The sequence below is a fragment of the Chromohalobacter nigrandesensis genome, from assembly GCF_023061285.1.
Classification (GTDB): Bacteria; Pseudomonadota; Gammaproteobacteria; order Pseudomonadales; family Halomonadaceae; genus Chromohalobacter; species Chromohalobacter nigrandesensis.
The window spans coordinates 381,869-394,575 of sequence record NZ_JAKGAM010000002.1 but is presented as its reverse complement, the minus strand read 5'-3'; the positions used below and the strand labels follow the sequence as shown (position 1 = coordinate 394,575).

General features: G+C 59.6%; 13 protein-coding genes. 5 read left to right on the top strand and 8 right to left on the bottom strand.

Annotated features, from left to right (window positions below):
• The coding region (locus L1073_RS05330) for a type VI secretion system Vgr family protein (protein ID WP_246897355.1) at nucleotides 1-1,132 on the bottom strand (1,132 nt) is incomplete at its 3' end.
• A 283-nt stretch (nucleotides 1,133-1,415) separates the two neighbouring features.
• On the opposite strand from L1073_RS05330, the gene L1073_RS05325 reads away from it, so the two are divergent.
• Nucleotides 1,416-2,210, top strand: a complete 795-nt coding sequence (locus tag L1073_RS05325; RefSeq protein ID WP_246897353.1) for an RsiV family protein — start codon at nucleotides 1,416-1,418, stop codon at nucleotides 2,208-2,210.
• Nucleotides 2,211-2,234: 24 nt separating this feature from the next.
• On the opposite strand, the gene yejK is transcribed toward L1073_RS05325, so the two are convergent.
• The 4 genes from yejK to L1073_RS05305 all read right to left on the bottom strand — a co-directional run bounded on the left by yejK (nucleotide 2,235) and on the right by L1073_RS05305 (nucleotide 5,908).
• Entirely contained in the window at nucleotides 2,235-3,230 is a 996-nt protein-coding gene (gene yejK / locus L1073_RS05320; RefSeq protein ID WP_246897351.1) for a nucleoid-associated protein YejK, read from the bottom strand.
• A 64-nt stretch (nucleotides 3,231-3,294) separates the two neighbouring features.
• A complete protein-coding gene (locus tag L1073_RS05315; RefSeq protein WP_246897349.1) occupies nucleotides 3,295-4,056 on the bottom strand; it encodes an ABC transporter permease in 762 nt (253 codons plus the stop codon).
• Nucleotides 4,053-5,063 (bottom strand): ABC transporter ATP-binding protein, encoded by a 1,011-nt coding sequence (locus L1073_RS05310; RefSeq protein WP_246897347.1) that lies wholly within the window; start codon nucleotides 5,061-5,063, stop codon nucleotides 4,053-4,055. The genes L1073_RS05315 and L1073_RS05310 overlap by 4 nt, the downstream gene beginning before the upstream one ends.
• 122 nt (nucleotides 5,064-5,185) lie before the next feature.
• Complete coding sequence (locus L1073_RS05305; protein WP_246897345.1) at nucleotides 5,186-5,908, bottom strand: YebC/PmpR family DNA-binding transcriptional regulator; 723 nt, start codon at nucleotides 5,906-5,908, stop codon at nucleotides 5,186-5,188.
• A gap of 190 nt (nucleotides 5,909-6,098) precedes the next feature.
• Here L1073_RS05305 and L1073_RS05300 point away from each other — a divergent pair, with 190 nt between their 5' ends.
• From L1073_RS05300 to L1073_RS05285, 4 genes are all read left to right on the top strand, one after another.
• Complete coding sequence (locus L1073_RS05300) at nucleotides 6,099-6,722, top strand: LemA family protein (protein WP_246897344.1); 624 nt, start codon at nucleotides 6,099-6,101, stop codon at nucleotides 6,720-6,722.
• On the top strand, nucleotides 6,722-7,507 hold the full coding sequence (locus L1073_RS05295; RefSeq protein ID WP_246897342.1) for a TPM domain-containing protein: 786 nt from the start codon (nucleotides 6,722-6,724) through the stop codon (nucleotides 7,505-7,507). Before L1073_RS05300 ends, L1073_RS05295 begins: the two co-directional genes overlap by 1 nt.
• A gap of 21 nt (nucleotides 7,508-7,528) precedes the next feature.
• The gene (locus L1073_RS05290; protein ID WP_246897340.1) at nucleotides 7,529-8,146 is read left to right on the top strand and encodes a TPM domain-containing protein; all 618 of its coding nucleotides are present in this window, start codon (nucleotides 7,529-7,531) and stop codon (nucleotides 8,144-8,146) included.
• A gap of 111 nt (nucleotides 8,147-8,257) precedes the next feature.
• Entirely contained in the window at nucleotides 8,258-9,265 is a 1,008-nt protein-coding gene (locus tag L1073_RS05285; protein ID WP_246897338.1) for a zinc-dependent alcohol dehydrogenase family protein, read from the top strand.
• A 677-nt stretch (nucleotides 9,266-9,942) separates the two neighbouring features.
• Here the strand turns inward: L1073_RS05285 and L1073_RS05280 are convergent.
• From L1073_RS05280 to gabT, 3 genes are all read right to left on the bottom strand, one after another.
• Nucleotides 9,943-10,431: an Lrp/AsnC family transcriptional regulator gene (locus L1073_RS05280; protein WP_246897335.1), complete on the bottom strand. Its 489-nt coding sequence runs from the start codon at nucleotides 10,429-10,431 to the stop codon at nucleotides 9,943-9,945.
• Nucleotides 10,432-10,494: 63 nt separating this feature from the next.
• Nucleotides 10,495-11,139 carry a hypothetical protein gene (locus L1073_RS05275; protein ID WP_246897333.1) on the bottom strand — a complete coding sequence of 215 codons (645 nt, stop codon included), beginning with the start codon at nucleotides 11,137-11,139 and terminating at the stop codon, nucleotides 10,495-10,497.
• Nucleotides 11,140-11,170: 31 nt separating this feature from the next.
• Nucleotides 11,171-12,463: a 4-aminobutyrate--2-oxoglutarate transaminase gene (gene gabT, locus L1073_RS05270; protein ID WP_246897331.1), complete on the bottom strand. Its 1,293-nt coding sequence runs from the start codon at nucleotides 12,461-12,463 to the stop codon at nucleotides 11,171-11,173.
• Nucleotides 12,464-12,707 lie beyond the last annotated feature (244 nt).

Sequence of the window (12,707 nt, the reverse complement as noted above, 5' to 3'; positions counted from 1 at the left end):
GGCGCTGGGCCGAGACCGGCAGGGCGTTCTCGGCATGCACGCTGATGCCCAGCAGCAGGAACTGCCTTTCTTCCTCGCCCCCGGTGTCATGCTGAGAGTGCTGGGTGAGTTCGAACCAGCGCCCGGCCTGGAGCTGACGCGTACCACCAGCGCCGCGAAAGCGCTTGGCCAGGGATTCATGCGCCTCGAGACGGTTTTCGGTGAGGCGTTCGCCGCGCTCAAAGCCGTGGTAGTAATACTCACCGGCGTAGTCGTAGACCTCGGTGGCGGGCAGGTTGCCCTGATCGCTGAGGGTATCGAGGCCGGTATGCTTGGTCAGCGAGGGCTGCTTGTAGTCGAAGGTGCCGACACTGACCCGGGTGGGCTGCTGGCTGCGTACGCCGCCCCACTGGGTGAGGGCATCCTCGCGCTCGGTGGCATCCTGGCGGTGGAAGCGGATCGTCTGTGGCGAGACCGGTTGGCAGGTGTCGACGTCGTCGGTAATGACCAGACGGTGGCCGTCGAAGGCCTGGCCATCGCTGCCGCTCGCCCCGTTGCCGGACGCCGCCTTGTCACTCTCTTCGTCGTCTTCATCGTTGCCGGCGTATTCGAAGTAGTACCACAGCCCTTCTTCCTCCAGCAGGCGACTGATGAAGTTGAAGTCGCTCTCGCGGTACTGCACGCAGTAGCTGCGCGCAGGATAGTCGCGGCGCAGGTCGAAGCGGTAGCGGCCCCGGGCCAGTTCATGGCCGTCGAACACCAGGGTGAGCACCTCGACCACCGAGCGATCCTGGAAGATCCGGCTGTCGCGGCCGAGCTTCAGCATCGCCAGCCACGGCACCAGGGTGAGCTGGTAGTAGGTGACGCCGCCGTCTTCGCCCAGCAGCGCGGCCTCGGCAACCAGGCCATGCAACTGGCGATAACCGCCATCGGCCTGCAGAATCGACAGCCTCGCCGGCTGCGCCATCAGCGTCTTGAGTTCGAGATCGCCCTGCTGGGAGATACAGTCCAGCGTATAGCTGAAGGGCGCGCTGACACGCTCCTCGCCCACCAGCCGATGCGGCAGCAGCGACGCCCCGGCAATGTCCAACGTCAGCAGCCGCTGCGACGGCGACAGGTCGATATCGAAGGTGTCGAAAAGCGCCTCTGACATGGCATCGTCCCTGAATGTCATGCATGGCAAGAACGCACGCGCTCAAACGATCGTCGCTTGCCACGCTCGTGCCACGTTTATGTGGAAGATAGCTAATTTAACATGGGTAAAAGTGAAACGTACCCCAGCGACACTGCCGTTCTGTGAGGATTTGTTGCTGGCGAGACGCGGGGTCTAGCACTGTCGTGTGAAGGGATCGTCTATAGTGGGGCGTGCGCAACGCGCTGGAACCGCATCAGGAATAATCGCCGGGTCGGCCTCGGCGTATCAGGGAGGAAGTAACTTGTTCAGTGAAGCGAGTATATCGGTAGCGCGCCATTGGGCGGGCGGTGGCGTCATGGTGGGCGCTTTGGCGGTGCTCGGTGGGTGCCAGACAGGGTCGCCGGCACCGGAAGGGCTGAATACTGAGCGTGTGGAGAAAAGCTTCGTCGAGCGTGATTGTCCGGCCGGGCGTTGCGCGACCGTTGAAGTCGAATCGTTGCGTTTTCCCGGTGCATCGGGCCTGAGCGAGCAGCTACGAGATGAGTTGCTGAGCATGGGGTCGGGCATTACCAATGGCGAAAGCGACGTGGTAGCTTCGTCTTGGAAAGAGTACGCGCAGACGTTTTTCGACGAGGCCAAGGCGGCGCGGGAGCGCGTGCCGGAATTGCCCGGTTATCAGGCGGTCTTCAAGGCGGAGATCTACGACCGGCATGCCGATTTGACCACCGTCAAACTCGATAGCTACGTGTTCACCGGCGGGGCCCACGGCATGCCGCTGACCGAATTCATGGTGATCGACGAACGCGAACAACGCGTGGTGACGCTCGATGACATGCTGCGCGAGGGGCAGACGCCGGCCTATCGCGAGGCGCTGTCGCGTGCGCATCTACGTTGGTTGGAACAGCAACAGGCGGATACCGACTTCGCCGAATCCTGGCCGCTGAGCATGAACCGCAACGTAGCACCGTTCGCCGACGAATGGCGAGTACGTTACAACGCCTATGACATCGCGCCCTACTCATATGGGCAGCCGGAGCTACGCATTCCTGCCGAGGCGCTCGAAGGCATCATCAAGCCGCGCTATCTGGAGCGCTGATTTTCAAGTGTTTTCAAGTGATACTTAGCCCCGGCGCTGCTTGAGCTGTTCCTTCAAAGAGCCGGGCACCTGCTTGATGATCAGCCGATCGCGCTCGGCGTCGAATTCGATGCTGTTGCCGAGCAGGTGAGAGTCGAAGCTGATCGAGACGCCGCTGGCGCGTCCCGTGAAGCGCCGGAATTGATTGAGCGCGCGTTTGTCCGGCGGGATTTCCTCGGAGAGTCCGTAATCCTGATGGCGAATGTAGTCGTAAAACGCCTTGGGATGTTGCTCGTCGACGAGTTCGGACAGCTCGTCGAGGGTCACCTTTTCGCCGTTCTTGGCCTGGTTGCTGGCGTAGTCGATCACGGCATCCGTCTTCTCGCGGCTCTCGTCGTCGGGCAAGTCCTCGCGCTCGACATAGTCACTGAAGGCCTTGAGCAGGGTGCGGGTTTCGCCGCTGGCATCCACACCTTCCTCGACGCCGAGCAGTTCGCGGAAGCCTTCGGCGAACTTCTTGCCGCCGCGATCCTTGATGAACGACACGTATTGCTGTGAATTGCCGCCTTGCCATTGGGCGAGGTCGATACGCATGGCGAGCATCAATTGGCCAAGATTGAGCTGAGGCGATTCGGTCACGTTGAGGGCATTGTCGATGGCAAAGCCCTGGCGATGATGGAGAAGTGCCACGCTGACGTACTGTGTCTCGCCGTGCTGATAATGCACGAACAGCAGGTGGCCACCCACCGAGAGGTGAGCGTCGATCAAGGCGTTGATGCGCTCCGCCATCCGTGCGCTCCAGGTGACGAAATCGACCGATCCGGCAAGATACTCGGAGAGCCCCGCAGCGAAGGCACTGCTGCCGGTCTCGCCGAAGTGACCCCACGCCTTGGGCTTGGCGTGATAGCTGTCATTGACGCTCGTCAGCAGCGCCTCGAGAGACGCCGTCGATGACTGTGCCTGCTCGGCGCAGGTCAGTGTGGCGGGCGTCTCGGTATCAGGCTTGTCGATGCGGTGGAGGGTGCTGGTCAGAATCGGCATGGCGACATCTTGATGGAAACGAAAATGGATATAATAGCGCGCACTACGGGCCAGCTTCTAAGGCCTAGGGCTTGATGTTGTAGCCGGTCTTGAAGATCCAGCCGACCAGCGCCAGACACAGGCTCAGGAACACCAGGATCATCAGCAGGCTGGCGCCGACGCTGACATCGCTGATGCCGTAGAAGCTCCAGCGAAAGCCACTGACCAGATAGACCACCGGGTTGAACAGCGTCACCGTCTGCCACACAGGGGGCAGCATGTCGATGGAGTAGAAGCTGCCGCCCAGGAAGGTCAGTGGCGTGATGATCAATAGCGGCACGAGTTGCAGCTTCTCGAAGCCTTCCGCCCAGATACCGATGATAAAGCCCAGCAGGCTGAAGGTGAGGGCGGTGAGTGCCAGGAAAAGCAACATCCAGAATGGATGGTCGATACGCAAAGGCACGAAGAAACTGGCGGTGACGAGAATGATCAAGCCCAGAATGAGCGATTTGGTGGCTGCAGCGCCCACATACCCGAGGACGATTTCGAGATAAGAGACCGGCGCCGAGAGCACTTCGTAGATAGTGCCGGTGAACTTGGGGAAAAAGATCCCGAACGAGGCATTGGAGACGCTCTGAGTGAGCAGCATCAACATGATCAGCCCAGGCACGATGAAGGCGCCGTAGCTGACACCCTCGACTTCCTGAATGCGTGAGCCGATGGCGGCGCCGAAGACCACGAAATACAGTGAAGTGGAGATGACTGGCGAGACCAGGCTCTGCAGCAACGTGCGCCACGCGCGTGCCAACTCGAAATGATAAATGGTGCCGACCGCGCGGAGATTCATGCGTCCTTCCTCACCAGGTTGACGAAAATTTCCTCCAGCGAACTTTGCTCGGTGTGGAGGTCCTTGAAGTGAACGCCCGCCGCTTCGATATCGTTGAGCAGGGCGCTGATGCTTGCCGGCGTCGAGTACTCGTTAGCGGACGCGGCGTAGGTATAGACCAGTACATTGCCGTCGTCGGCGAGACTCAGCGGATAGTGTGCCAGCGTCTCGGGGATGGCCGCGAGTGGCGTCTGCAGGTCGAGCCGGAGTCGCTTGCGGCCCAACTGGCGCATCAGGGCGGCTTTCTCTTCGACGAGCACGATTTCACCGTCGTTGATCACGCCGATGCGGTCGGCCATCTCCTCGGCCTCTTCGATGTAGTGCGTCGTCAGGATAACGGTGACGCCTTGGTCGCGCAGTTGCCGCACCACATCCCACATGTCGCGGCGCAGCTCGACATCGACCCCGGCGGTGGGCTCGTCGAGAAACAGGATCTGCGGCTCGTGCGCCAGCGCCTTGGCGATCAGGACCCGGCGTTTCATGCCGCCCGAGAGCGTGATCATCTTGTTGCGACGCTTGTCCCACAACGACAATGACCTGAGCACACGCTCGATGTGCGCAGAGTCGGCGCGCTTGCCGAACAGACCTCGGCTGAAGCTGACCGTGTTCCAGACCGTGGCGAAGGCGTCGCTGGTCAGTTCCTGCGGGACCAGGCCGATCTGCTCGCGCGCGGCACGGTAGTCGGTGACGATGTCGTGGCCGTTGACGCGGACTTGGCCGTCACTAGCGTTGACCAGCCCGCAGATGATGCTGATCAAGGTGGTTTTGCCGGCGCCGTTGGGGCCCAGCAGAGCGAAGATTTCGCCGCGCTGGATATCCAGGTCGATGCGCTTGAGCGCCTCGAAGCCGGAGGCGTAGCGCTTGGTCAGCCCCTGAACGGCGATCACCGAGGGCGTGGCTTGCAAGGTATGAGCGCGTGCGGCGGGGCGAGTGTCGGTGGCAGTGGCGTCTGCGATGTCATGACTCATGCGATACCGGGCTCCCGTGGAGAATGGATACGATCCGTATAGGCACGCGCCGGCATGTCGTGGCCGGCGCTCAGCTGATCGGTAAGTACATCGTCGGCGAGTGCCTCGTCGGCGAGGCCGGGTCAGTCCTGCGGCTCGGCGCTGTGGTAGATGTTCTGAACGTCGTCGAGATCGTTGAGCGTGGCGAGCAGCTTGTCGAGCATGGCCACGTCATCGCCGGCAACGGGGGTCGTGGTCTGCGGCAGGAACTGGATCTCGTCGGCCTCGAACTCGAGCTCACCGAAGGCCTCGGCGAGTGCCTGCTTGGTCTTGGCGTATTCGGTGTGGGGCGCGAACACGGTGATGCGATCGGTTTCGCTCTCGATGTCGGTGACATCGACATCGGCCTCCATCAAGGCTTCCAACACCGCTTCCTCGTCACCACCTTCGAAGGCGAGAATCGCGCAGTGATCGAACATATGGCTGACGCTGCCCGGGGTACCGAGCTTGCTCTTGGCCTTGTTGAAGCAGGCGCGTACGTCGCCGAAGGTACGGTTGGGATTATCGGTCAGGCATTCGACGATGACCATGCAACTGCCCGGCCCGAAGCCCTCGTAGCGTGCCAGGGAGTAGTCCTCGCCGCCACCGCCCTTGGCCTTGTCCAGCGCCTTGTCGATGACGTGCGACGGTACCTGGTCCTTCTTGGCGCGTTCGATCAAGCCACGCAGGGCGAGATTGCCCTCAGGGTCGATTCCGCCGGCTTTGGCGCAGACGTAAATCTCGCGCCCGTATTTGCTGTACACCTTGGTCTTGGCGTCGGCCGTCTTGGCCATGGATTCCTTGCGGTTCTGGAAAGCCCTACCCATGTCATGCCCTATCAAGTGGTTCGCAACGCACAAGATTCTACGCAACATCGCCGGTCGAGGCAGGTTTAATTTTACGCTTTCGGCCTTTGGCCTTCGACGATACGCCGTTCTCTTCAGTCGACGCTATGCTTAATGCGCGCTCACCTGTAACTTAGGGAGTCTCTAATTGCTCACCTCATCGGAAATGCATATGTCGACGCGCTCCATGCCAATGCCGTTTACTGCTCGCTCCGTCTGGCACGTCATGCTGTGGCTGTGCCTTGCCGTCTCGCTGACGGGCTGCGGCATCAACAATATTCCCACGCTGGACGAGCAGGTGAAGTCGGCCTGGTCGCAAGTCGAGAACCAGTATCAGCGGCGCGCGGACCTGGTGCCCAACCTGGTGGAGACGGTCCAGGGATTCGCCGATCAGGAACAGGAAACGCTGACTGCCGTGATCGAAGCGCGTTCCAAAGCGACCTCGATCAACATCGACGCCGACTCGCTGGACGATCCCGAAAAGATGAAGCAATTCCAGCAGGCCCAGGGTCAATTGACCGGGGCGCTGAGTCGCCTGATGGCAGTGTCTGAACGCTATCCGGAGTTGAAGTCGAACCAGAACTTCCTGGCGCTTCAGTCGCAACTGGAAGGCACCGAGAATCGCATCGCCGTGGCGCGCCGCGACTTCATCCAGGCGGTCGAGCAATACAATACCGAGATTCGCACGTTCCCCGGGCGACTCTGGCATGGCCTTTTGTATAGTGACATGCCGATTCGCGAAAACTTCGAAGCGACTGCTGAGAACGCCGATCAGGCGCCTGAGGTGGAGTTCTAATGAGGCATTGCATCCGTCTGACATGCTTGATGCTGCTGTGGGCCTGTGCCCTCAGCGTTCAGGCCCAGGACATCGAGTTTCCCGAGCTGACCGGGCGCGTGGTCGACCAGGCCAACCTGCTGGATGCGTCGACTCGAGATGAATTGAGCGGCATGCTCGCGGCGCACGAGGAAGACACCGGCGAGCAGGTCGTGGTGGTCACGCTGCCCGACTTACAGGGAGCGCCGATCGAGGAATACGGCTACCAGTTGGGGCGCCATTGGGGCATCGGTCAGGAGGGCGAAGACAACGGCGCGCTGCTGATCGTCTCCATGGAGGAGCAGGACATCCGTATCGAGGTCGGCTATGGCCTCGAGGGGCGGCTGACCGACGCGCAGTCCTCGGCGATCATCACACAGAAGATCGCCCCGGCGTTTCGTGAGGGCGATTACGCGACCGGCATTACCCAAGGCACTGAAGCGATCATCCAGGTGCTGGGCGGCGACCCGATGGCCGACGCACCCGCCGCCGGCTCGGCGTCCGGAAATGACAAATCGCGGGATGCCGGCGGCGCATCGGTGGCGTTCTTCGTCATGCTGATGATCGTCATGGGCATCGTGCGTGGCATCGGTGGTGGCGGCGGACGCGGCGGGCGTCGAGGACGCGGTGGCGGCTTGCTCGGCGGTATCCTGCTCGGCGGCGCCATGGGCGGCGGTTTCGGAGGCGGCGGTGGCGGCCTCGGAGGCGGCGGCTTCGGCGGCGGCGGTGGTGGTTTCGGCGGGGGCGGTGCCTCCGGTGGCTGGTAGATCAACGCAAGGGACATCACCATGACATTATTGAGCGACAGCGAGCAGCAGCAGGTGCGCGACGCGATCACGCACATCGAACGTGATACCGACGCCGAACTTGTCACCGTACTCGCGCCGCAGGCCGACGATTACACCTACATCCCGTTGCTCTGGGCGGGGATTCTGGCCCTGCTGATTCCGGGGGCGATCAATTACTTCCCCCAATGGCTGGGGGCCTCGGAGCTTTTGATCGTGCAGTGGGCGTGTTTCGCGGTGCTTGCCATCGTGTTTCGGCTGCCGGCGGTGACGACGCGGCTGATCCCGCGCCGCGTTCGCTTCTGGCGGGCCGCGAATCTGGCAAGGCGGCAGTTCCTCGAGCAGAATCTGCACCATACTCAAGACGGCACCGGCATGCTGATCTTCGTCTCCGAGGCCGAGCGCTACGTGGAGATCCTGGTCGATCGCGGGATTTCCAGCCGGCTCGACGACGAGACCTGGCAGAGCATCGTCTCGACCTTCACCCAGCAGGTGAAGCAAGGCCAGACGCTGCAGGGTTTTCTCTCCTGTATCGAGGCATGCGGCGAGCATCTTCGAGAACATGTGCCCGCCACGCACGAGCGCAACGAACTTCCCAATCGTCTGATCGTGCTGGAGTAAGCGCTCCCCTTGCCTCGCGGCGATTCGTCACCATCATCTAGGTAGGATACTTGAGGGGCGCGTCATTTGGATGCGTCCTGCAAGCACAGGATGACAGCACAGGAGAGCACGATGAACGTCGTTACATTACGTAGTCCGGGTGGGCTGGATAAGCTCGATGTCCACGAATGCGAAGCGCCGGGCGAGCCGGGTCCGGGCGAGGTACGCGTGCGCTTGCATGCCAGCTCGCTCAACTATCATGACTACGGTGTCGTCGCCGGCGCCATGCCCACCGAGGACGGTCGGATTCCCATGTCGGACGGGGCCGGTGTCGTCGAAGCCGTGGGAGAAGGCGTCGAGGAGTTCACCGTGGGCGACCGCGTGGTGTCGACGTTCTTTCCCGGTTGGCTCGAAGGGCCGGCGCGGATCGGCGACTTTACCACTACGCCCGGCGATGGCGTCGATGGCTACGCTCGCGAGCAGGTCGTGCGTCCGACGACGTGGTTTACCCATGCGCCGCGCGATTACGACCACGCCGAAGCCGCTACCTTGACCACGGCCGGCTTGACCGCCTGGCGCGCACTGGTGGTGGACGGCAATCTCAAGGCCGGCGACACGGTTTTGGTGCTGGGCACCGGTGGCGTCTCGATCTTCGCCTTGCAGTTTGCCAAGCTGATGGGCGCCACGGTGATCGCGACCTCGTCCTCGGACGAGAAGATCGCACGGCTGAAAGAACTGGGCGCCGATCATACGCTTAACTACAAGACCGAGCCGGAGTGGGGCAAGCGCGTCAAGGCGCTCACCGATGGCCGTGGCGTCGATCATGTCATCGAAGTGGGTGGCCCGGGTACGCTGCCGCAATCCATCGACGCCGTGCGCATCGGCGGACACATTTCGTTGATCGGCGTGCTCACCGGACGCGGCGGCGAGATCCCCACCGCCAAGCTGATGGCCAAGCAGGCACGTCTGCAGGGCCTGATCGTGGGTAGCCGGCGCGATCAGATCGAGATGATCCGGGCCATCGACGCCAGCGATCTCCATCCAATCATCGACCGGCGTTTCGGCCTCGACGAGATCGCCGACGCGTTTCGCCACCAGGAAGCAGGGCGTCACTTCGGCAAGATCTGCCTGGAATTCTGATTGTTAGTCAATGGAACACTAAAACGCCGCCGAATAATTTCCGGCGGCGTTTAATGGAAGCTGGGTACAAACTACTAGCCCAGTAACGGGCAAAATTGTATGCTAACCGATCGTACTTGGGTGAAGGGCAATACAAACTACTTGGGCTAATTACTGGTCTACGAATCTCGTGCATGTGTGATGTGGTAAGGAGCAGAGGACAGTCTAGGGGGCAATCATCTACCCTTGTAGGTATGGGTGTCTTTGGTTGACTATTCGGCAAACAGCGGAGGTTGCTGGGGGGAGAACCGATTTATTGGTAAGACTCTTGGATGCATTCAGCTACCGCTGGCACTACGCTCGACAACGGCTCGTCTTCAGCAGTCACCACTACGCGGATCTATGAGCCGATCAGGAAATTACGACGCCATATACACTGGAGAAAAACGGACTCGTTGAATTCCTTTTTTGGACCTTAAAGGAAGAGTTAATCTGGTAGGACTTATTTCATCACCCGGGATCTGACACGACCAAGCTAGGGGTGTGATCCACCACTGACTTCGGCACTACAGATTATATTGGCCAAATAAGTCTCTGGGTTACGTGGCAATCCCATGTTATTAGGATGAGGCGTGAAGAAATAACAATATTATATATTTTTTACCTCGAGATTGTGTCTATCAAATTTGAGCCGCACTTTAGCCTTTCATTAGTTCTCGTAGTGGTAGTTGTTCTTTGTTAATGGGGGTCTTTATGACAATATAGCTAAAATATTTTGCAATTCCAATTTCATTTTCGACAAGTGTTTCTATGACTTGCTGGTAGTGCGCAATGCTGCGGGTTATAAAGCGCAGTAAATAGTCATAGCCGCCGCTAATAAGGTGGCACTCCATGACTTCATCAACCTGGCGAATTTCCTGTTCAAAGCGCAAAAAATCTTCCCGGTGGTGATCCGATAGTGTGACCTCTGTAAAAACGGTCACGCTCTCCATCATTTTCGCTAGATTGAGGCGGGCTTGAAAGGAAGTGATATAGCCAGCGGCTTCTAGTCGCTTGACTCGCTGTAGGCAGGGGCTGGGGGATAGCCCGACAGCATCGGCCAAATGGACATTGGTCATTCTGCCATCTGCTTGAAGCTGAACAAGAATATTGATGTCGATACGGTCAAGACGAACGCTAGCCACCATGCAAAGTCCTTTGCTTGTTAGGGGGCGGTAAAACGCCCCGTTGATTTGAACTCATACCTTTGTCTAAAGCAATTCGCCGCGTAGAGCAAGCTGGTGTTGATAAATAAAGTCGCTAAGCGAGATACACACCTGCGTTTGCGGTCGGTCAGCTTTGGCACTGCGCGTGATACGGCAGTGCCCCCCATGACTATTTACCGAGGCGGGGCCAGCGGTTAAGAGCAGAACCAGGCTATCTGCCTCCATCTCCCGAAGCTTGGCACGTGCGGCTACAAAGCTGCCAGTGGTGAGCCGCTCATTAGCTGAAAGGCCTATGCGCTGATTAAACGCAAAGAACTCCTGCTCATTGAGGGACGTCACCACTCTGAGTTTATAGAACTTGCGCAGATAGTGGATAGCGCCAGGGGCATCTTCATAAAGTGAGCCAAAGCCAAGTGAGCTGGCAAACTCAATCCCTTCTTGCCAATCCGCCTCCAGCCCCCAGCGGTTGGCCAGTGCACGGTAGACAGTGCAGTGCGCCGAAACGGCACCCATCTGCTCATCCGTGAGTTCATGCAGTGCCTGCACATAGTCTGCTAATACCTGCTCCTGCGGTGGCGGGGTAGGCATCAACGCTAACAGTGGCGATAGGCCCCGCACAATATCTCTATCACGATTAATCAGCACGCCATGGGCATCCATACATAGCGTCGTATAGTCGGTCAATTGCATGACGTCCTGCTCTCCTGGCGTTGGCGATGAATTAGTGAGTGGTGTTCGATAATGCGTTGTCTAAAATCGCCATTGCTTCGTCGGTTTGTTCGTCGCTTGTGTTCAGTGGCGCCAGGAAGCGAATAACATTGCGGTGAACACCGCACTTGATCACCAGCAAACCCGCTGCACGACAGTGATCGATGACCTGTTGCACAAGGGCGGCGTCTTCAGGTGTAGCCCGCGGGCCGTTGAGAAGCTCGATGGCAAGCATCGGGCCTTGCCCGCGTACGTCGGCAATCAAAGGGTGCTTGGCTTGCAACTGGCGCAATCCTGTTTCCAGGCGTTTGCCCATGGCGATACCACGTTCAAGCAGTTGCTCATCGGCAAAAATATCCAGCACCGCCAGTGCCGCCGCACAGCTCAGCGCACTGCCGCCATAGGTACCGCCCAGCCCACCTGGAGAAGGCGATTGCATCATCTCGGTACGCCCAACAACACCTGAGATTGGCAGGCCCCCGCCCAGGCTTTTAGCGACAGTGACCAGGTCAGGCTGGATATTGCTGTGTTCAAAGCCAAACATCTTGCCCGTGCGCCCGAAGCCGGTCTGAATTTCATCGGCGATGAGCACAATGCCGTGGCGTTCAGTCAATGCGCGAAGTGCCTGCATAAACTCGACCGGCGCCGGCAGGAAGCCACCATCACCCTGTACGGGCTCGATCAGGATAGCGGCGACCTGGTCGGGGACGACTTCCGTGGTGAATAGGGTGTCCAGCTCGGCAAGTACGTCCTCATTGCTGACGCCCCGCAGCGCATCCGGGTAGCTCACGTGGTGAATAGCAGTGGCAAAAGGGCCAAAATTTTGTCGATAGGGCTGGCTCATGCCGGTAAGCGTGGTGCCCAGCAGCGTGCGCCCATGAAAGCCGCCGCGAAAGGCAATCACGTTGGGGCGCCCTGTATGGGCGCGGGCAATTTTGATGGCGTTTTCCACCGCTTCAGCACCGGAGGTAAAGAGCACGCTTTGGTAGGCGTTGTCACCGCCGACCAACTGGGCCAGCTTATGCGCGAGTTCTATATAGCCAGGGTAGGCAGCTACCTGGAAGCTCATATGGGAAATACGTTCCACCTGGGCCTGAACCGCCGCCACCACCCGTGGGTGATTGTGGCCGACATTGAGCACGCCGATACCCCCTACAAAATCCAAATAGCGATTGCCGTCGACGTCATAGATTTCGCTGCCGCGGGCATGGGAAATGACAATAGGGTGGGCGTTCACCACACCGCGGGGAATGCGCTGCTCGCGCTGGCTTAGCATCGCGTGGGAAGGGTGGACGTCGGTATTCATCTGCGGGCTCCTTGAACATAGTCACGTTATAGTCACGATTTTCATGTTGTGGTGTGTTGGCGCCGCTGGCAGAACGCGGAGCGCGAGCGCCAACACTAATACGTTTTGAGCTTACCGCTGTTCGCAAACGAGATACGCTTGGTATAACGTCGGCAACCGCATAATCCTTCGTATTTTCCAGCTTGTGCGGCATGACTCACTATCATGGGGGAACGCAGTGTAATCTGCGTCTTAAGCGCGGATT